At 71.0% G+C, this 17,865-nt stretch carries 22 protein-coding genes and 1 pseudogene; 15 read left to right on the top strand and 8 right to left on the bottom strand.

Features of this window, described 5'->3' with window-relative positions:
- Nucleotides 1–57 precede the first annotated feature (57 nt).
- The gene (locus ACFUK0_RS13900; RefSeq protein ID WP_380249603.1) at nt 58–228 is read right to left on the bottom strand and encodes a hydrophobic protein; all 171 of its coding nucleotides are present in this window, start codon (nt 226–228) and stop codon (nt 58–60) included.
- Nucleotides 229–370: 142 nt separating this feature from the next.
- Between ACFUK0_RS13900 and ACFUK0_RS13895 the strand changes: the two genes are divergently transcribed.
- Nucleotides 371–544: a CsbD family protein gene (locus ACFUK0_RS13895; RefSeq protein WP_380249595.1), complete on the top strand. Its 174-nt coding sequence runs from the start codon at nt 371–373 to the stop codon at nt 542–544.
- 161 nt (nt 545–705) lie between these two features.
- Here ACFUK0_RS13895 and ACFUK0_RS13890 read toward each other — a convergent pair whose 3' ends face one another.
- Nucleotides 706–963 (bottom strand): hypothetical protein, encoded by a 258-nt coding sequence (locus ACFUK0_RS13890; protein ID WP_380249593.1) that lies wholly within the window; start codon nt 961–963, stop codon nt 706–708.
- A gap of 231 nt (nt 964–1,194) precedes the next feature.
- On the opposite strand from ACFUK0_RS13890, the gene ACFUK0_RS13885 reads away from it, so the two are divergent.
- The gene (locus tag ACFUK0_RS13885) at nt 1,195–1,344 is read left to right on the top strand and encodes a hypothetical protein (protein ID WP_380249591.1); all 150 of its coding nucleotides are present in this window, start codon (nt 1,195–1,197) and stop codon (nt 1,342–1,344) included.
- A 16-nt stretch (nt 1,345–1,360) separates the two neighbouring features.
- Here ACFUK0_RS13885 and ACFUK0_RS13880 read toward each other — a convergent pair whose 3' ends face one another.
- Nucleotides 1,361–2,530, bottom strand: coding sequence for a helix-turn-helix domain-containing protein (locus ACFUK0_RS13880; RefSeq protein ID WP_380249589.1), 1,170 nt, complete (start codon nt 2,528–2,530; stop codon nt 1,361–1,363).
- 9 nt (nt 2,531–2,539) lie between these two features.
- Entirely contained in the window at nt 2,540–2,773 is a 234-nt protein-coding gene (locus ACFUK0_RS13875) for a hypothetical protein (protein WP_380249587.1), read from the bottom strand.
- A gap of 602 nt (nt 2,774–3,375) precedes the next feature.
- On the opposite strand from ACFUK0_RS13875, the gene ACFUK0_RS13870 reads away from it, so the two are divergent.
- From ACFUK0_RS13870 to ACFUK0_RS13850, 5 genes are all read left to right on the top strand, one after another.
- The gene (locus tag ACFUK0_RS13870; protein ID WP_380249585.1) at nt 3,376–4,071 is read left to right on the top strand and encodes an HNH endonuclease family protein; all 696 of its coding nucleotides are present in this window, start codon (nt 3,376–3,378) and stop codon (nt 4,069–4,071) included.
- 81 nt (nt 4,072–4,152) lie between these two features.
- Nucleotides 4,153–5,118: a hypothetical protein gene (locus tag ACFUK0_RS13865; protein ID WP_380249583.1), complete on the top strand. Its 966-nt coding sequence runs from the start codon at nt 4,153–4,155 to the stop codon at nt 5,116–5,118.
- A gap of 1,026 nt (nt 5,119–6,144) precedes the next feature.
- Nucleotides 6,145–6,567 (top strand): 4-oxalocrotonate tautomerase family protein, encoded by a 423-nt coding sequence (locus tag ACFUK0_RS13860; RefSeq protein ID WP_380249581.1) that lies wholly within the window; start codon nt 6,145–6,147, stop codon nt 6,565–6,567.
- A 133-nt stretch (nt 6,568–6,700) separates the two neighbouring features.
- Nucleotides 6,701–7,126: a response regulator transcription factor gene (locus tag ACFUK0_RS13855; protein ID WP_380249579.1), complete on the top strand. Its 426-nt coding sequence runs from the start codon at nt 6,701–6,703 to the stop codon at nt 7,124–7,126.
- Between the two features lie 244 nt (nt 7,127–7,370).
- Nucleotides 7,371–8,066 (top strand): SDR family oxidoreductase, encoded by a 696-nt coding sequence (locus ACFUK0_RS13850; RefSeq protein WP_380249577.1) that lies wholly within the window; start codon nt 7,371–7,373, stop codon nt 8,064–8,066.
- Between the two features lie 176 nt (nt 8,067–8,242).
- Here the strand turns inward: ACFUK0_RS13850 and ACFUK0_RS13845 are convergent, their stop codons facing one another.
- Both ACFUK0_RS13845 and ACFUK0_RS13840 read right to left on the bottom strand, forming a co-directional pair.
- The gene (locus ACFUK0_RS13845; protein WP_380249575.1) at nt 8,243–8,875 is read right to left on the bottom strand and encodes an HD domain-containing protein; all 633 of its coding nucleotides are present in this window, start codon (nt 8,873–8,875) and stop codon (nt 8,243–8,245) included.
- 264 nt (nt 8,876–9,139) lie between these two features.
- Entirely contained in the window at nt 9,140–9,748 is a 609-nt protein-coding gene (locus ACFUK0_RS13840) for a GlxA family transcriptional regulator (RefSeq protein ID WP_380249572.1), read from the bottom strand.
- 18 nt (nt 9,749–9,766) lie between these two features.
- Between ACFUK0_RS13840 and ACFUK0_RS13835 the strand changes: the two genes are divergently transcribed.
- Complete coding sequence (locus tag ACFUK0_RS13835; protein WP_380249570.1) at nt 9,767–10,123, top strand: alpha/beta fold hydrolase; 357 nt, start codon at nt 9,767–9,769, stop codon at nt 10,121–10,123.
- The gene (locus ACFUK0_RS13830) at nt 10,120–10,473 is read left to right on the top strand and encodes an alpha/beta fold hydrolase (RefSeq protein WP_380249568.1); all 354 of its coding nucleotides are present in this window, start codon (nt 10,120–10,122) and stop codon (nt 10,471–10,473) included. The genes ACFUK0_RS13835 and ACFUK0_RS13830 overlap by 4 nt, the downstream gene beginning before the upstream one ends.
- 521 nt (nt 10,474–10,994) lie before the next feature.
- On the opposite strand, the gene ACFUK0_RS13825 is transcribed toward ACFUK0_RS13830, so the two are convergent.
- On the bottom strand, nt 10,995–11,654 hold the full coding sequence (locus tag ACFUK0_RS13825) for a response regulator transcription factor (RefSeq protein WP_380249566.1): 660 nt from the start codon (nt 11,652–11,654) through the stop codon (nt 10,995–10,997).
- 5 nt (nt 11,655–11,659) lie between these two features.
- Nucleotides 11,660–12,877, bottom strand: a complete 1,218-nt coding sequence (locus tag ACFUK0_RS13820) for a sensor histidine kinase (RefSeq protein ID WP_380249564.1) — start codon at nt 12,875–12,877, stop codon at nt 11,660–11,662.
- A gap of 85 nt (nt 12,878–12,962) precedes the next feature.
- On the opposite strand from ACFUK0_RS13820, the gene ACFUK0_RS13815 reads away from it, so the two are divergent.
- From ACFUK0_RS13815 to ACFUK0_RS13790, 6 genes and pseudogenes are all read left to right on the top strand, one after another.
- Nucleotides 12,963–13,493 carry a hypothetical protein gene (locus tag ACFUK0_RS13815; RefSeq protein WP_380249562.1) on the top strand — a complete coding sequence of 177 codons (531 nt, stop codon included), beginning with the start codon at nt 12,963–12,965 and terminating at the stop codon, nt 13,491–13,493.
- On the top strand, nt 13,490–14,554 hold the full coding sequence (locus tag ACFUK0_RS13810; protein WP_380249560.1) for a peptidoglycan-binding protein: 1,065 nt from the start codon (nt 13,490–13,492) through the stop codon (nt 14,552–14,554). The genes ACFUK0_RS13815 and ACFUK0_RS13810 overlap by 4 nt, the downstream gene beginning before the upstream one ends.
- A complete protein-coding gene (locus tag ACFUK0_RS13805; RefSeq protein ID WP_380249558.1) occupies nt 14,551–15,258 on the top strand; it encodes an ABC transporter ATP-binding protein in 708 nt (235 codons plus the stop codon). Before ACFUK0_RS13810 ends, ACFUK0_RS13805 begins: the two co-directional genes overlap by 4 nt.
- Nucleotides 15,251–16,507: an ABC transporter permease gene (locus tag ACFUK0_RS13800; protein ID WP_380249556.1), complete on the top strand. Its 1,257-nt coding sequence runs from the start codon at nt 15,251–15,253 to the stop codon at nt 16,505–16,507. The genes ACFUK0_RS13805 and ACFUK0_RS13800 overlap by 8 nt, the downstream gene beginning before the upstream one ends.
- A gap of 604 nt (nt 16,508–17,111) precedes the next feature.
- Nucleotides 17,112–17,339 (top strand): hypothetical protein, encoded by a 228-nt coding sequence (locus tag ACFUK0_RS13795; RefSeq protein ID WP_380249554.1) that lies wholly within the window; start codon nt 17,112–17,114, stop codon nt 17,337–17,339.
- 109 nt (nt 17,340–17,448) lie between these two features.
- A pseudogene (locus ACFUK0_RS13790) lies at nt 17,449–17,798 on the top strand (TetR/AcrR family transcriptional regulator); the annotation flags it as partial.
- Nucleotides 17,799–17,865 lie beyond the last annotated feature (67 nt).

The raw sequence follows: 17,865 nt of genomic DNA, 5'->3' as shown, positions 1-17,865 counted from the left end.
GGGCACACCCAGCAGCGTGTGCCCCGCCTGGCGCTTGCCGGGCCCGTGGCGGGCGCTCTACCAGCGGTACCAGCGGTGGCGACTGCCGGAGGAATGGGTGCCGCGGGCGACGAACCCGACCAGCCAGACCACCAGCACGATGATCGCCACCCACCAGAGGATCTTGACGGCGAAGCCCGCGCCGAACAGGAGAAGGGCCAGCAGCAGCACAAGAAGAAGGGGAACCATCGCGATGACCTCCGGGTCGGACTTGATCGGCTTCGGCGAACGCTTGCCCCGGTCCACTGCCCGTATTCGTGGGAATCTTCCGCTCGGAAGAGGGCAGGCGACATGGCGTACCGGACAGCACACCGACCCACGGAGGCCCCCAGTGAGCGCCCACGACAAGATCGAGAACACTGGCGACAAGATCAAGGGCAAGGCCAAGGAAGGCGCCGGCAAGCTGGTCGGCAACGAACGCCTGGAGGCCGAGGGCAAGGCCGACCAGGCCAAGGGCGACGTCAAGCAGGCCGGCGAACACGTCAAGGACGCCTTCAAGCACTGACCGCCTCCGGCGTGTGCGGGCCCCGACCGGAACCGGTCGGGGCCCGCGCGCGTTCACCTCCACTCACCGGCCAGGCCACGCAGGGCCGCCTGTCACGGCCGAAGGCGGCCTGCCGACGGCTGTCCCCGGCCGGGGTGAGGGCAGGGTCTGTGCTGGTCAGGTCAGTTTCCGGCGTCCACCGTGTGGGCGGGGTCCACCCAGACGGTGCCGGTGACCTTGACGCGGTTCTTCTCGAACTGGCCGCGGTGGGGTTCGGTCAGGGTGACCGTCAGGGTGGCCACGCGGTTCTGTCCGGTAAGCAGGCAGATCCTGTCACCGGCCTTGAGGCTGGCGTTGATGGTGCCGCTGGGCACGTCGACGAACAGACGGTTGCAGTCGGCGACCGTGGGGGCGGGACCGTTCCCGGCGGGCGCGACCACCAGTCCGCGGCCGTAGACGCTGACGCGTTAGCCCTGGGTGAGGCTGGCCAGGAGGTCGGCGTAGGCGCGCAGGCGGGCTGCCGTACCCGAGCCCTGGGAAGACCGCGGATCCCCGCGTCGCCTTGGCCCGCCGCGGTCCCGGCCTCCCGTACCCTCAGCCCCCTGTACGCCGGCCGTCCCCCCGGACCGGCGCCGATCACGACGTCGGAGCACGACACGCTGCAGGCGCCGGTGAACGCCGGCAACTGGACGCTGCTCGCCGACACCGGGATCGACCTGGCCGTCGGCAACGTCGACGCGCTGTGCCGAACCGCGAAGCTCGACCAGAACGTCGTCGAGGCCTTCGCGCGCTGGGTGAGCAGCGCCAACACGGCCCGGTGACCGGTGCCGCGCCCGGTCACCAGCCGCCCTGCTCGACGCGGTCACCCGACAGCTCGGTGTGGCGGGCCGGGAGGTTGATCGTCACGTGGACGCGGGGTGGCTCGGCCTGCGGCGCCCTGCCCCAGGTGAAGGGGTCGTAGCGGGTGGCCACGGCGGCCGCGGCGACGGCCGGCCTGCGGCGCCGGGTCCGCTCGTAGCGGCGCGGAACGCGGATCGGCAGTCCCGAGAGGGTATGTCCCGCCGGGGGGTGAGGACGTCTGGGTCCGGCGGGGTCGAGCGGACGCTGCGCCCCGATCCCCGGGGCCATGACGAGCAGGCCGTGCTTGAGGAGGTAGTTGACGTCCCGGACCACCGGGTTGTCGTCGCCCCAGGTCTGGGCGATCGTCCGGGTGTCGCGCGACCACCTGCTGCGATCCCCCGCGGCCGGGGCCGGCCCGGGCCCGGGCGGTGCGGGTGGGAGTCTGTCGAAGCCCCACGGGTCCGGCAGGGCGCCGGTGGCGGGGCCGGCATCCGGGTGCCCGGGGAGCAGCCGGAGCCGGAGGGGGGCATGGGCGGCCTCGGCGGCGCTGTTGCGCCCGGCCCGGTCCCATGCCCTTCCCCATGTTTGGACCATGGTGTTGGAGGCGCCCATTGCCGTGGCGAAGGCGAGGACGTGGCTCCTGTCCGGCCGTTTTCTGCCGTTGAGGATCTCCCCGAGGGTGCTCTTGGGCAGGATGGGACCGCCGTCGTCGCGTCGGCCGGCTCGTTTCTCCAGTTCCCGCAGTGAGGGCTGCCCGTGTTTGGCGCGTAGTTCGCGCAGCGCGCGGCGCAGTTGGGGGAAGTCCTCGATGAGTTCTGGGTGGACGGTGTAGCGGTCGACGAGGATGGCGAGGTCGTGGAAGTCTTCGCCGTGGTGTGCGGGCTGGTGGTTCTTTCTGCGTTTCTGGTCGGCGCGGTGGGCGGCCCGCCAGAGGTGGCGGGCCTGGGTGAGGTCGGCGTCGCAGGCGCCGGCGAAGGCCTCGACGACCTGCTGGGAGGGCAGGGTCGTTCCCTTGCCGGCGCGGGAGAGCGTCGTGGGGTCGTATTTGGTGCTCTGGGCCATCGCCGCGTAGGTGAGGCCGGCGCGTTGGCGCTGCTCTCGGAGCCACAGCGCCAACGCTTCCATCTGCCTGGTCTCGGCGGCGACGGCGCTTTCGCGCCGTCCCATGAGCGTGGGTCAGATCGCGCCGGGCGTGCCCGGGCGGGGGTCGCGCAGGCCCTTGACGGTGCGGCAGGCCAGGTAGACGGCGCCGCCGAGGAACTCCAGGGCGCCGAACATCGGCAGGTCCGCGAGGGCGAGAGCGACGGCGAGGGTCATGATGATGACGACGACCGTGGCCTCCGGTCCGCTCAGGGCGCGGGGGCCCGCTTGGGGCCCGGGGTTCGGCATGGCGGTGCTGATCGTGCGCATAGGACTTCCTCCTGGTGAGGTGAATGTGGGCGTGGCTCCATCAACTGCGTGCTCCGACTGGGGGATTGCCGCCCCCGGTCGCCGGAACGGTGTGATCCTCTCACCCGTCACAGAGCGAGAACGAATCCTTGTGATCCGTGATCACGGATTGATGCGCGGATGTCCGATTGGGAGGCCGTGGGCCGGATTTCACCCGCCAGGGACAGCCGCAGGTCAACCGGGGTGTAACGAGAGAATTCCTGCGCGTTTGTCCGAAGCGTGGTTGCCCGCGGGGCGCCCGCGATGACACCCTCGTGAGCAGCGCTGAATCCGGCCGGTGGCCGGATCTTCCCCTGGCGTCGTGGCTCCATCATGGAACAGGGACCGGGCAGTGCCGCGATTGCCGCGTGGCCGCCCACGAGGGTGGCGCACCCTGCCGGGGTGCGGCCACCCTCAGCACACGAAGGCGCTGGCGGTCGGCAGCCCGGCGGGTCCCGAAGCGCCGCATCCTGTACGACTACTTCCCCTCCTGGGTGAACCCCGCCGCGCCCGGCTTCCCCCTCCGGGCGCGGGACCGCTAGGAAGATCCGCAAGTGACGGATCTCCAGAAAGCGGCCCACCGTATGCGCATCACCCCCACACGCGCCGTCGTACTCACCGCGGCCACCGTGCTGCTCAGCGCCGCGATCTCCGTACCCGCCGCCGGCGCCACCCCCGCACACCCCGCCCACCGGGCCGCGGGCGACACGGTCACCACCACCCTCACCCAGGCGATCGAGGCGCTGCCCGTCGCCGACGAGGACCGCACCGGCTACCTCCGCACCGCCTTCCGGCACTGGATCGACGCCGACAAGGACGGCTGCGACACCCGACGCGAAGTCATCATCGACGAAGCCGTCCAGGCACCCGAGGTCGGCCCGCACTGCGCGCTGACGGGCGGCCAGTGGTACTCCCCCTACGACGCGGTCATCGTCACCGACGCCGCCGGCCTCGACGTCGACCACATGGTCCCCCTCGCCGAGGCCTGGGACTCCGGAGCCTCCACCTGGACCGCGGCCGAGCGGCAGGCCTACGCCAACGACCTCGGCGACGGCCGCTCCCTCATCGCCGTCACCGCCAAGTCCAACCGCTCCAAGGCCGACAAGGACGTCACCGACTGGCTCCCGCCCGCCACCGGCTACACCTGCACCTACATCACCAACTGGACGGTCGTGAAGACCCGCTGGGGCCTGGACGTCGACCCGGCCGAGAAGACCGCCCTCCAGCGGATCGCGGCCGGCTGCGCCGACGAGAGCATCACCGTGCAGATCGCCCGCTGACCAAACGCCGCCCCGGGGCGTCGCCGACCCTGACGGCGCACCGGGCCCGCAGACGACGCGTGCCGTGAGGAAAGGACCGGGGTGGACTTCGACGAGATCGCCGACCAGTTGTACGCACTTGCGCCGACGGAGTTCACCCCGGCCCGCGACGAAGCCGCCCAGCGCGCCCGACGAGCCGGTGACCGCCCGCTCGCCAAGAAGATCCGTGCCCTGCGCAGGCCCACCACCGCCGCCTGGCTCGCCAACCGGCTCACCCGCACCCACCACGACGAGACCGCAGCACTCCTGGAGCTCGGCCGCGGGCTGCGCGCCGCGCAGGAGCATCTCGCCGCACCCGAACTGCGCGACCTGCTCGCCCAACGCCACCAGGTCGTCCTCGCCCTCGTCGGCCAGGCCCGCGACGACGCCCGCAACGCCGGTCATCACGTCGGTGACGGCCCCGCGCAGGAACTGGAGGAAACCCTGCAGGCCGCCCTCGCCGACCCGGCCGCCGCAGCCGCATTCGAAGCCGGGCGTCTCACCACCGCCCTGCGCCCCGGCGCCGGCATCACCCTGCCCACCACCACCGACACCAACACTGGTGGTGAAGGTGACGGGCCACCGCCGGGCCGCCCGACCGGCTCGCCCGCCGGCCGCGGCGCCACCACCCGAACGGGCCGCACCACCGCGGCCGGCACCACTCGGGAGGCCGACGAACTCGCACGGCTCGAAGCCGAGGCGGCCGACCTCACCACCCAGGTCGAGCAAGCGAAGAAAGACGCCCGCAGCGCGGAGAGGAAGGCCCGCTCCGCACAGGCACACGCCAACCGCGCCCAGGGCGCCCTGGAAGACGCCGAGCAGGCCGTGCAACGAGCACAAGCCGCACTCGAACAGGCCGAAGCTGCACAAGACACGGCCACCGGCACCGCCCGGACACGACACGAGGAAGCCGCCACAGCCACGACCAAGGCCCGGGACGCCGCCTCCCGCACCGGCGAACTCACCACCCGGCTGAACAGCGCCCGGGAGCGCATCGCCGCCCTGGGCAAATCCTCAAGCCCCACCTGACAAGACGTCCGCTCGGGGACCCGGCCTCGGACGCAGACACCTGCAGGACGGCTGCCCCACGCAACCTGTCCGCACGATTGTTCACCGGCGCGAGCCCACCATGCGTCGACTCATCGTCGCCAGCACCCCGGCTGCCTGTAGGCACGGCGTGAGACGCGGGAAGCAACCCACCCGGGAGGAACCGGCCGAGCTGCCAGCGGTACCGACCGGATCGGACGAATCTCGGCCCAGTCCTCCACGCGAATCACCCTCTCTTCATCCTGACCTCAGAGCATAGAAGTCAGGATGATCAAGAGATCGCAGAGCGGCCCGCTTTTGATCCGCCGTTCGTGGCCCTCGTTTCACCCGTTGTCGACACGGTATCGGAGACGCCCCCGGAGTAGCTGAATCCGCCGGGTGGCAGGCGAACCCGGCGAACGAGTGACGACACCTTGAAAGGGCCGGCTGTTCCTGGCGCAGCATCCTCTCGACCTTGCCCGGACGGGCCGTGCCGCGTGTCGACGTCGTCGTTCATCAGCGCGTCCCAGTGCTGAAGGTAGGTCCTCGGCCTGGGGCGGCTCCAGGAGCACACGGCGAGTGAGGGTTCGCTGGTGGTGTACGTGCGGAGGCCGCCGGAACGGGGAGGTGTTGCCGGGTCGAGAACAGCGGAGCGGCTGACCGCGTTGACGCGTGGGCCAGAGCCTGTGACCTCCCGGTGGGCGCGTACTGGGCTACTGGAAGGACTACGTGCGGTGCGTGGTTGCGGAACGGACGCGGCCAGGAACAGTTAATTCATGTACGCACGCGTCGTCGCACCGCCCGCGGGCGGCTCGGTCCGGCTTCGGGCTTCTGTCCGGGACGCCCAAAGCGTTGTGGCCCCGGCGGCCGGCTTTCGTCCCGTGGCTCCGGCCGGCCAGCCTGTGATCGGTTCGCCGGCGCTGCGCAACCAGCTGATTCCTCAGACTCCGTCCCGACCAGGACCGGTGCGTCCGGTGTCGGTGCGCGGGCCGGGGGCGAGGCGCCTATTCCTGTATCGAGGAGCACATCATGCCGATGATCGACGTGTACGTGGCCAAGGGAGTCGTCGCGGACCGCAAGAAGCTCGCGCAGGAACTCGCGCGGGCGGTGATGCGCTGGGAGAAGGTTCCCGAGATCCCGTTTTTCCTGGACAACACTGCCGGGTTCGTCCACGAGCTCGACCCGGAGGCGTTCAGTGACGCCGCAGGCGACAGTCAGCACGCCAGGGTGAGCGTCACCACCAATGCCGGAGCGCTCGACCGGGAGCAGCAGCTCGGCCTGGTCCGGGAGATCACCGACATCGTGGCCGACGCGGCCGGCGACCGGTCCCTGGCCGAGCGCACCTGGGTGACGCTGTCCGCCGCCGAGCCGGGCGGCTGGGGCATCGCCGGCCACGCATACACCAACGAGGAGATCGTCCAGCACGTGCGCGAGCTCCTCGGTAGGAGCTGACAACCACCGCGGATCCCCATCGCGTCGCAGGGTCGACGCGATGGTGGTCAGGGGACGGACGAGGCCGGGCTGCCCCGATCAGCCCGGCCTCGACCGGGTGCTGTGACCCCGCGCGGCCGACGCGGGGAGTGACATGCGTGTACTGATCGTCGAAGACGAGCTCCATCTTGCGGCGGCCGTCCAGGAGGGGCTGCGTCTGGCGGCCGTCCCCGCGGATACTGTCCATGACGGGGAGACGGCCCTGCAGCACCTGGCAGCCACGGGTTACGACATCGTGGTCCTGGAACGGGACACGCCCGTCATCCACGGTGAAGTGCTGTGCCGGCTCATCCACACCCGCCATCCGTGCTGCCGCGTCCTGATGCTCACCACTACCGGCCGCCTGGACGACGAGGTCACCGAAATCGGCCTCGGCGCTGACGACTACCTTGCCAGGCCGTTCGGTGTCCCCGAGATCATCACCCGGCTGCGGGAACTGTTCGGTTTCTCCTCGGCCCCTTGTACGGGTGACGAGGCGCCGCAGGCCCCATCGCCATGGCGCTCCCTGTTCAGGGCCTGATCATCGACCGGCCCCGGAGGCGGCTTCGCAACGGCGGACTCGCCCTGAGCGGTCGGTGGGCGCACGTGAGTGCCGCCGCGGTGGTGATCGGCTCGGGAACGTGGCGGGACGCCATTGTCAGAACCGGCGCCCCGGCCTCGCCCCGGCGGGTCCACCGCTACCCTCGCCAACGCTGCCGCGACGGCGGATGCCTCCTTGGCGTCTCTCGGCCGTACCCCGCGAACGGGTGTGTTTTCCGGGTGGGATGTTCGCCGTCCGTTGCCATGCGTTTTCCGCAGACACTGATGGGTGTGAAGAAATGAGAATCGTCATTGTTGGCGGCCACAGTCGGACCGCGTTGCTCCTCACCGGGTTGCTGAGCCGAGGGGGTCACGCCGTCGTGGGCACGGTCCGATCCCGCGTGCAGGGGAACGACGTGGTCGCGGCCGGAGGCACACCGCTCGAACTCGACATCGCGACAGTCTCCGTCCGCGCGCTCGCGGCCTCCTTGTCCGGTGCCGACGCCGTGGTGTTCGCGGCCGGCGCCGGCTACGGCAGCACCACCCTGCAGAAGGAGGCGATCGACCGCGACGGTGCGGTTTTGCTGGCCGACGCGGCCGAGGAGGCTGGGGTGAGTCGCTACGTGCTCATTTCCTCGATGGGAGCCGACTACCCCGACAGCGGATCGGATGATCCGTTCCAGGTCTATTTGCGGCTCAAGAGCGAAGCGGATGCGAACCTTCGTGCCCGCGCCCTGGACTGGACGATCGTTCGGCCGTCCGGGCTGGACGATCGACCGGGCCTCGGGCGCGTCCGGTTGGGCGACCGGCTCGGGGGCGGAAGCATTCCACGCACCGATGTGGCCGCGCTGATCGCGCGACTCCTCTCTGAGGGCCTCGGCATTCGGCACCAGTTCGAGGTCGCCTCCGGGCCGGAGCGCATCGAGGACCTCTCCCTCTGACATTGTCCGAATCCGCCGAGGCCCGGAGCACACCTGGCATGCGCTCGCGGATTCACGTCGCCAGCGTCGACGCAGCTCAGGACGCCGGTGCGGTGCTCATGTGGTGATACGCGCATTCCGACGAACACCCGCCTCGTGCGAGCCTCCGCAAAACCGCTCGCCGGCCGGCCGAGTGGCTACTCTGCCCACGGGGATGAGGCGGCTGCCAACTCCAGGCGTGTCACGCCGTCGGCCTGACGCTCGCGCAGCAGTTCACCGCCGATGGAATACCGAGGCCCTGCGGCGTCCGAGCGAGCAGCGCGCTCCACGATGGCGTCGACCAATGAACGCACCATGTCCAGACGGGGGTAGGCGATGTGGATCTCCTCCTGCCATCCGGAGGACAACTCCGTGTGGCGCCCGAAGTCCATCCCCACACCTTCACGGGTGAGGTAGCTCAGCACTCCTCGGCGCTCGGCGATGCCGGGGGAGGTGTGCAGGGCGATGGCCTCCCAGACGCGGTCGACGTCCGCTGCGGGAAGACCGTGTTCCTGGAGCAGAGATGCCGCGAGGTCGGCGCCTTCCACTTCGAAGCGTGCTTCGCCCTTGGCAAGGCTGCCGGTGCCCAGATCGTGCAGGACTGTCGCTGCGAACAGCAGGTCACGATCGTATGCGGCGTCTTCCAGACACCCTTCGTGCTCGGCCAGGAGCTGCGCGAAGAAGAAACTCCGCACGCTGTGGTTGAAGACAGGAGTGGATTCGGAGTTACGCACCGTGGAGACGACGGCCTCAACCAGCGGGCCTGTCGGAAACTCGAGTGAGAAGTCCATGTGTGGAGGTTAGGTGCCCCGATTCGGAGCCCGGGAGCTGTGCGCGTGACATTTACCGCAGTATTCGTGCCATTCATTCCACCGCTTGCGTCAGCCCTTATCGACCGACGCCTCCGGTGAGTACGTTTCTCGATAATGCTTCCTCGGGCCGGGTGCCCGCTCGGGCCGCGACGGTCCTCAGGCGCACACATGGCAGCCGACAGGCATCGGACTCCCTGTGAAGGGGTGGGCGGTACGCATCGCCGGTAGAACCTTGGCCGGAAATCAGGCCTTGACCGTAGGGGTCCGGGCCGGGGGCGGTTTGAACGTCTCGCGGTAGGCGCGCGGGGGGACGCCGACTCTGGCTTTGAACGTGGTCCGGAAGTTGGCCGGCGTGCCCAGGCCGCAGCGCCGTGCGACCGCTTCCACCGTCAGGTCGCTCGATTCGAGGAGCTCCCGTGCGAGACCGATCCTCGCGTCGAGCAGCCAACGCATGGGCGGTCTGCCGGTGTCGGTGTGAAAACGGCGGATCAGCGTGCGGCGGGACAGCCCGGACTGGCGCGCCAACTGGTCGACGGTGAGCGGCTGGTGTAGGTTGCGCAGGGCCCAGTCGTACACCCCCGCGGGACCGGCGTCCGGGTCTGGGGGTACCGGCAGGTCTACGAACTGGGCCTGGCCACCCGCGCGGTGAGGCGCCGCGACCAGCAGACGCGCCCGCTGGTTGGCCAGTCGATTTCCGTGATCGCGGCGGATGAGGTGAAGGCACAGATCAAGGCCGGCGGTGACCCCGCCGGAGGTCAGCACCTGGCCTTCATCGATGTACAGGGCCTCCGACTGCACCGTCACCTGTGGGTACTGCTCTTCGAGGTCCCCGGAGGCCAGCTGTACGCCCATGTACGCGAGGGTGAGGGCATGCCGCTGGTCTTCCTGCACTACTGGGGAGGGTCACGCCGCACCTGGATCCCCGTCCTGCGGCATCTCGATCCCGGACAGCCGTTCACCGCATACGACCAGCGCGGGTGGGGCGGCTCCGCCGACCTGCCAGGCTCATACGACCTCGAGAGCCTCGCTGACGACGCCCAGCGGGTCATCGACGAGCTCGCGCACCCCCGCTACGTCCTCGTCGGGCACTCCATGGGCGGCAAGATCGCCCAGATGCTCGCCGCCCGCAAGCCCGTCGGCCTGGCCGGTGTCGTCCTTGTCGCCCCCGCCCCCGCCTCGCCCTGCAGATCCAGGAGAACGCCTCCCACGCCTACGACGACGAGGTGACCGTCACCGCCGCCATTGACCAGATGCTGACCCACCGTGCCCTCAGCGACGAGCTGCGCCGCCAGGTTGTCGAGGACAGCCTGCGCGCCCGCCCCGAGGCCCGGATTGTCTGGCCCCGCCACGGCATGGTCCAGGACGTCTCCGCCGGCGTCGGCGACATCGACGTGCCCGTGCTGGTCCTCGCCGGCAGCCACGACAAGATCGACCCGCCGAGCGTACTGCGCGCCCACCTGCTGCCGATGATCCCCACCGCCAGCCTTGAAGTCCTCGACGGCACCGGCCACCTCTCGCCGCTGGAAGTGCCCGACCAAGTGGCCGCCCGCCTCGACGCGTTCACCACGGCCCTGTAGCAGTCCTTCCACCTCGCGGCCCCGCCCGCGACACCCGGCCCGGACACCTCGTCGGCGCTCGCCGCAGCAACGCCGCAGGCAGAGCCGAGCGCGGCTCCGGACATCCCCGAAGACCACGGCCTGCGCCGGAAGCCGGTGGTCCTGTCACTGCCACCTGGCGGCGACGCCTGTCCCTCCCCTTCCCACCATGACCGGTGCCCTCCTGAACCTGTTCGAGTGCGGTGCCGGCTGTGGCTAGCGACCCACGGGCGCCGCTGCCCGGTCGCACTGACCGAAACCTCCAGGCCACCGAGCTCGGACCGCGCACCACACGGTGTGCCCCGGTGGCCGGCAGCGCCACCCACGCAACGGCGTGGACGGCACGTGCTGCGTCGACCAGCTGACCGGGTGCCGGGCCGACCCGCTGCGACCCGAAATCCGCCCGGCGGCCGGCCTTGGGACTGCCGACGCCGATCGGCGGGCCCGACCGGGGGCTCGGACCGGTGCAACGGCGAACGCCCGGGCGCTGACCTGCGGGCCGTTCAGGTGAGGCGGTAGCCGCGGCCGACGACGGTGGTGATCGGGTCGGGCGCGCCGAGCTTCTGTCGCAGGGTCTTGACGGTGGTCCGTACGGCGGTGGTGAAGGGGTCGGCGTGCTCGTCCCAGACGCGGTTGAGGAGGTCCTCGGCGCTGACGATCTCACCGTCGGCGCGCAGGAGTTCGGCCAGGACGCCGAACTCCTTGCGCGTGAGGGTGACGGCGCGGCCGGCGCGGCGGACCTCGTGGCGGCCGACCTCGATGCGCAGGTCGCCCCGTTCGAGGACCGCAGACTGCCGGGAGGGTGCGCGGCGGCCGAGCGCGATGACACGGGCGACGAGCTCACGGAACGCGAAGGGCTTGGCGAGGTAGTCGTCGGCACCGAGGTGAAGGCCCTCCACCCGGTGGTCGACCGAGGCGGCGGCAGTGAGCATCAGTACCCGGGCCGGGGAACCATCACGGATCAGTGCCCGGGTGACGTCGTCGCCGTGCAGGAGCGGCAGGTCGCGGTCGAGTACGACGACGTCGGGCGTGATGTCGGCGGCGCGGCTGACCGCGGCAGCGCCGTCGTGGACCACGTCCACGACCATCCCCTGCTCGCGCAGGCCTACGGCGACGAGATCGGCGAGGACGGTGTCGTCCTCGACGACGAGGATGCGGAGCATGGCAGTCACCTTGCGGGAAAGTCGAGGATGTGGGTGAGGCCTCCGCCGGGGCGGGCCGAGGTGGTCCAGTCGGCACCGTGCGCCGCGACGATGGCGTCCACGATCGCCAGGCCCAGCCCTGCGCCCGTGGCGCCGGTGCGGCCCTGGCCGCGCTGGAACGGCTGGCGAAGCGCCGGGAGGTCGGCCGGGTCGACGTCGGCTCCGGTATTGTCCACCCGCAGCCACGCCCGGCTCCCGTTGCGACCGGTGGTGACCCAGACCCCGCCGCCAGGGGTGTTATAGCGGGCGGCGTTCTCCAGCAGGTTTCGCAGCAGCAGGCGTAGCTGCTCCGGGTCGCCCAAGGTCGGCGCTGGCCGCAGGTCCAGCACGATTGCGGGAGCGCCGTCGGGCCACGGTGTGGTCGCTTCGGCGGTCAGGCGGTCCAGGTCAACGGGGCCGCGCAGGTGACGCTGCTGTGTCTGGGCGAGCTGCAGCAGACTGGTGAGCATCGCGTCGCTGCGTTCGGCGGCGGAGGCGACGGTGGCCAGGGCGTGCCGGTACTGGGCCTCGGTGCGTGTTTCGCGGTCGAGCGTTATCTCGGCGGCAGTGCGGATGATCGTCAGAGGCGTGCGCAGTTCGTGGGAGGCGTTGGCCGCGAAGAGCCGCTGGCTGGCGAACGCCCGCTGGAGGCGGTCGAGCATGGCGTCGAAGGTATCGGCGAGAGTGCGAATCTCGTCGCGGGGGCCGGGCAGGGCGAGGCGGGCATCGAGGGTGTCGTGGGACAGCTCGGCGGCCGTGTCAGTGATCTGCCGCAGCGGGCGCAGCGCGCGCCGAGCGACCAGCCAGCACAGCACCAGAGAGATGGCGGTGAGGACAGCGAACAGGATGCCCGTGTCGAGGACGATCGAGCGCAGGGCATCGGTGCGGGCCCGGGTGGTCACGGCCTCGACAGCGGTGGCCTGCAGCGGGCTTCCGGTCGTGGCGGGTGAGGCGTCCGGTGCAACGGTGCCTGGGTTGACAACAGTGGGATCGCCGCCCGGTGTGAGGACTCCGTCGAGGACGATCTGCCCGGCGGTGAAGAACTCGCGACGCACCAGGTAGTACATCGCCGCGAGCACCACCGCACCGGTGACCGCGAAGACTGCCGCGTACCAGAGCGTCAGGCGCCCGCGGATGGTCAGCCGGCTCGCCGGGCGGGCCGCATCCGGCCTGGCCGTCGGGTGGTCAGTGGTGGGCTTGCTCATCAGGCCATTGTCGCCACGTGGGTGTGTGATCCGTGTGTGGCGCCACCACACGCCGGCACCACAGCCCGATGGCCAGGGTTGAGCCATGACCAGATTGATGTTGAAGGCATTCGCTCCCGCCGCCGCGATCGGCGTGCTCCTCCTCGGCGGTTTGACGGGCTGCTCGTCCGGCTCGGCAGCCGACGGCAAGGCCTCCTCCGCGGCAGGCGGCGAGCAGGCGCAGGCCCTGAAGTTCGCGAAATGCATGCGGGAGCACGGGGTAGACATGCCGGACCCGGGCAGCAACCTGACGGGCACCGGGACCGGGGCGGGTGACCAGGCCTCGCCGGGGTCGGTGGGCACCCTGGGCGCAGGGGGCACGATCGACGTCGGCGGGGGCGACGAGGCGTACCAGTCGTGCCGGCAGTTCCTGCCCAACGGCGGCCAGCCGCAGAAGCTCAGCGCCGAGGAGACGGCGCAGCAGGTCAGGTTCGCGAAGTGCATGCGCGAGCACGGCGTCGACTTCCCCGATCCGGCCGCCGACGGCCAGGCGCAGGGCGCACCGATCGACATGAGCGACAAGGACGCGATGAAGAAGCTCGAAGAGGCGAGCCGGGTCTGCGAGGTGGCGAAATGAGCAGGCGCAGGATTCTCGTGACCGCGACCGGCATCATCGGGGTCGGGGCAGTGGTGTCCGCAGCCCTCGGCCTCGACAGCGGCGGTAACGCGGGGGCTGCGCCCACGGCTCCGGCACCGTCGACCGCGCCGGTGACCCGCACCACCCTCGTCGACCAGGTCCGCCTCGCCGGGAAGATCGACTACGGGCTGGCGCAGCCGTTCGCGAGCCGGATCGCCGGCACGATCACGGCGCTGCCCGAGCCCGGGACTGTGCTGAAGGCCGGGGCTGCCGCCCTGCGCATCGATGACCAGCCCGTCGTCCTGCTGCTGGGCAAGCTCCCCGCCTACCGGGCGCTCGCGGAGGGCGTCAGCGGCCCGGACGTCAAACAGTTCGAGGAGAACCTGAAGGCCCTCGGCTACGGCGGATTCAAGGTCGACGCCGTCTACGACAAGGACACCGCCGCCGCGGTGAAGAAGTGGCAGAAGGCCTCCGGCATGCCCGAGAGCGGAACCGTAGACCTCGGCCGCGTCACCTACACCGAGGCTCCGGCACGCGTCGCGGAGCACAAGCAGCACGTCGGTGACACCGCCGCACCCGGCACGCCCGTACTCACCACCACCGGCACCACCCGCTCCGTGAGCGTCACGCTGGAGGAGAAGCAGGCGGCGCTCGCCAAAACCGGCACCAAGGTCCTGCTGCAGTCGGCAGGCGCCACGCCCGTCGAGGGCACCATGACCCAGGTCGGTGCCGCGCAGAACGGCGGGCAGGGTGAAGGGGGCGGTGGTGGCGGCGGTGGCGGGAAGACGCAGGTCACCGTCACCCCCAGCGACCCTTCGGCGCTCGGTGGCAACGACGGCGACGCGGTCGACGTGACGCTGAAGCGGGGCGAGAGGAAGGACGTCCTCACCGTGCCGATCGTGGCTCTCCTCGCCGTCCGCGACGGCTACGGCATCGAGGTGATCGGCCCCGCCGGACGCCACATCGTCCCCGTCACCGTCGGCATGTTCGCCCAGGGCCGTGTCGAGGTCTCCGGACCCGGCCTCGCGGAGGGCACCGACGTCGGGGTGGCCGGATCATGAGCATCCTGCTCCTCGACGAGGTCCGCAAGGAATACCCGGGCGGCGTCGTGGCCCTCGACAGAGTTTGCCTGGAGGTCGCCGAAGGCGAACTCGCCGCGATCGTCGGCCCGTCCGGATCCGGCAAGTCCACGATGCTCCACCTCGCCGGCACCCTCGACCGCCCCACCTCAGGCCGTGTCATCGTCGCCGGCCACGACCTCTCCACTCTCCCCGACCGGAAGGTGGCAGCCCTGCGCGCCCGAACCATCGGGTTCGTCTTCCAGCAGTTCCACCTCGCCTCCGGAGTCACCGCCGTCGACAACGTCGCCGACGGCCTCCTCTACCTCGGCGTCCCCGCGCGCCGCCGCCGGCAGTTGGCCCGCGAGGCCCTGGAACGCGTCGGCCTCGGCCACCGGCTCGACCACCGACCCCACGAGCTGTCCGGAGGTGAGCGCCAACGCGTGGCCATCGCCCGCGCCGTGGTCGCCTCCCCGCCGCTCCTGCTCGCCGACGAGCCGACCGGCAACCTCGACAGCGCCTCCGGCGCAACCGTCCTCGACCTGCTCAAGGAGCTCAACGCCGCCGGCACCACCGTCCTGGTCATCACCCACGACCGCGACCTCGCCGCCCAACTGCCCCGCCGGGTCGCCATGCGCGACGGCCGCGTCACCGACGACCACCGCACGCCGGCGGCCGAACCCGCGCACGGAGGCAGCCATGCCTGACATCAACACCAACACCACCGGCCCCGGCGCAACTGCGACCGCCGCCGAGCCCGCAGGTGCACCGAGTCCGGCCCGGCTGCGGCCAGCGGACGTCGCCCGGGTGGGGGCCATCGGGCTGCGGACCCGGCCCGTGCGGGCGGCACTGTCCGCCCTCGGGATCGCGATCGGCATCGCCGCGATGATCGCGGTCGTCGGGATCACCGCGTCCAGCCGACTCGACCTGGAGCACCGCCTCGCGAAGTTCGGCACCAATGTCCTGACCGTGACGCCCGGCACCGACTTCTCGGGCAAGAAGGCGGCACTGCCCGACACCGCCGGCGCGATGGTGGGCCGGATCCCGGACGTCGACCACCAGTCGGCGACCGGGACGACCAACGCGAACGTCTACCGCACCGACAGGATCCCGGCGGGCAACACCAACGGCATCGCCGTTCTCGCCGCCCGCTCCGACCTGCCCGCCTCCGTCGGCGCCACCCTGACCTCTGGCGCCTGGTTGAACGGCGCGACCGAGCGCGGAACCGCGGTCGTCCTGGGTGCCGCCACCGCCCGGTACCTCGGCATCGACCACGCCGGTCCGGATGTGCAGGTCTGGCTCGGCGGGCAGTGGTTCACCGTCATCGGCATCCTCGCCCCGACCCCCCTCGCGCCCGACCTCGAGAGCGCCGCCTTCGTCGGATGGCCCGTCGCCCAGGAACGCCTCGGCTTCGACGGAAACACCGGCACCCTCTACGTCCGCATCAAACCGACATCCGTCGACAGCGTGCGCACACTCCTCGGACGGACCGTCAACCCCGAGTCACCCAACGAGGTGCGCGTCGAGCGCCCCTCGGACGCCCTCCGGGTCAAGCAGGCCACCAACGACACCTTCACCGCCCTGCTCCTCGGCCTCGGCGCGGTCGCCCTGCTCGTCGGCGGTGTCGGCGTCGCCAACACCATGATCATCTCCGTGCTGGAGCGCCGCGGTGAGATCGGTTGGCGCCGTGCCCTCGGCGCGACCCGGGGCCAGATCCGTATCCAGTTCCTCACCGAGGCACTCCTTCTCTCGGCCCTCGGCGGCCTCGGCGGCATCCTGCTCGGTACCGCGGTCACCGGCGGCTTCGCCCTCTACCAGGGCTGGCCCGTCGCGGTGCCCGCCTGGGCCCAGGGCACCGCGCTCGGCTCCACCCTCGTCATCGGCGCCGTCGCGGGCCTCTACCCCGCCATCCGCGCAGCCCGCCTCTCACCAACCGAGGCCCTCGCCCAGCCGTAGGAGGACGCCGCAACCGATCGCCGCAACAGAACCCGGGCCACGGTGGTTCGACACGCCTTGACGGCGTCGAACCACCGGCCCGGCACTCCACCCGCTACGACCGCCGGGAGACCCCCGATGCCCCGGCCCCCCGACCGCCGGCGGCGGCCGGGTCGATGGCCTACCAGGTCTTCGTCGACACCCGCCGCCCGCACTGCCCCGCCTACGCCCGGCTGCGGACCCGCGACCCGCGCAGCGTCGACCTCGTCGTTGATCAGGCGCTCGGCGACATCACCGTGCCAGTGGCACACCCGCGTCATCAACTCGCCCAACGCGGCTCATGCCGCGTCGACGGTCCTGCTCGGCCGTCTCCACACCGCCGGCGACAACGACCCACCCCGCCCGGGGCCGGAACAAGCCGGCGATGCCGTCCGGCCGGGTGGCCCCCGCACCGACCTCGTCCTCCTGTGGACCGCCCTGCGGATGACCCGGGCACAGATCACCGACACCACCGGATTCCACCCCACCAACGTCAGTGCCCACCTGAACCGGGCAAGCCGCAAAACGCGAGGGGCCGCCACCGCCCAACGCCACCGGCGCCCGACCAAAGCGGCCAAGGACCCCCGTGCCAACTCATCGGACCACCCCCCACGAACCAGTCGAACCGCGCCCGGAAGGGGACCTCTGCAGCCGCTGGCAGGTTGTACTGCTGATCGCTGCGTACACCGCCGTCGCCGGCGCACTCCTGTGGATCCTCACCACGCACGGTACCGAGCCGGGCACGGTCGTTCGCTGCACCCTCCGCTTCTTCCACCTCAACGGCCTGCACACCCAATGCCTGCCCACCCGCTGACACGGACCCACCGGCGGCGACGGACCGGCGAACCCGCCTTGCGTGATCTGTAAGGCCAGATAGGGGCAGCCGCTGTAGTCCGGCCAGGAGGCCTGGACCTCGAACCGTTCAGCTCTTCGAGAGCAAGGACGACCTACTGGCCGCAAGCCTGGAGCAACGGGCCGCCGCCTACGCGGCCACCCTGCTGCCTGACCCAGGCGCGGGCTCGCCGTGTCTGCGCATCCTCCATCAAGAATCCGGAGCGCCCCGCAAGTCGCCAGCAGGGTCAAGCAGGGACTCAATGCGTTCTTCCTCGCTGAGGCCCTCTGCGGCCGGGCCCGGAACCCGGAGCTCCTGGCCCGGCAGCTCATCCTCCTGTTCGACGGAGCCAGTGCCCGCGCCGGCATCCATGCCGAAACGCTGACAGGCCTGCTCACGCCGACCGTGGTCACCCTGCTCGACGCTGCCGGCGTGGCCTGATAGCCATGTCCCTGATCAGCCGCAGGGCCGGTGCCCAGGACTGCGGACGGTCGATGTGCCCGCAGCC

The sequence above is a fragment of the Kitasatospora sp. NPDC057223 genome, from assembly GCF_042669755.1.
Classification (GTDB): Bacteria; Actinomycetota; Actinomycetes; order Streptomycetales; family Streptomycetaceae; genus Kitasatospora.
The sequence above is the reverse complement of the archived record's forward strand: the minus strand, read 5'-3'. Positions and strand labels throughout refer to the sequence as shown.